Annotated in this window: 2 protein-coding genes; both read left to right on the forward strand. The window is 70.7% G+C overall.

From position 1 onward, the window contains the following. The coding region (locus B1964_RS09395; protein WP_172398796.1) for a crossover junction endodeoxyribonuclease RuvC at positions 1–372 on the forward strand (372 nt) is incomplete at its 5' end. After that, positions 369–591: OB-fold domain-containing protein (locus B1964_RS09400; RefSeq protein ID WP_290440686.1), on the forward strand; the 223-nt coding region annotated here is incomplete at its 3' end. The genes B1964_RS09395 and B1964_RS09400, both read left to right, overlap by 4 nt.

Raw genomic sequence — 591 nt, forward strand, 5'->3', positions numbered from 1 at the left:
CAGGTGTCGACGGCGATGGGCACCGCGCAGGCCGGCGGGGTCATCGCGCTGGCCGCAGGTCAACGCGACGTGCCGGTGCGTTTTCACACCCCATCGGAGGTGAAAGCCGCGGTCACCGGCAGCGGCCGCGCCGACAAGGCGCAGGTCACCGCCATGGTGACCCGTATCCTCGGAATGCAGACCAAACCCCGCCCGGCCGATGCCGCCGACGCCCTCGCGCTCGCGATCTGCCATTGCTGGCGGGGACCGATGATCGAACGGATGGCACAGGCACAGCAGCGCGCCGAACAGATGGCCCGGGTACACCGGCAACGGGTCGCCGCGGCGCGCGCGGCGACGGTGCCGGCCGGGCGGAAGGGGACGAGCTCATGATCGCGTCGGTACGCGGACCGGTGGTCGAGGTCGCCCTCGACCACGTCGTCATCGACTGCGCCGGGGTGGGCTACCGGGTGTTGGCGACCCCCGACACACTCTCGCGGATGCGACGCGGCGACGAGATGACGCTGCTGACCTCGATGATCGTGCGCGAGGACTCGATGACCCTGTACGGGTTCACCGAACCCGACGCCCGTGCGTTGTTCGCCCTGCTGC

Origin of the sequence: Gordonia sp. i37 (assembly GCF_002043085.1) — a bacterium.
GTDB classification, from domain to species: Bacteria; Actinomycetota; Actinomycetes; order Mycobacteriales; family Mycobacteriaceae; genus Gordonia; species Gordonia polyisoprenivorans.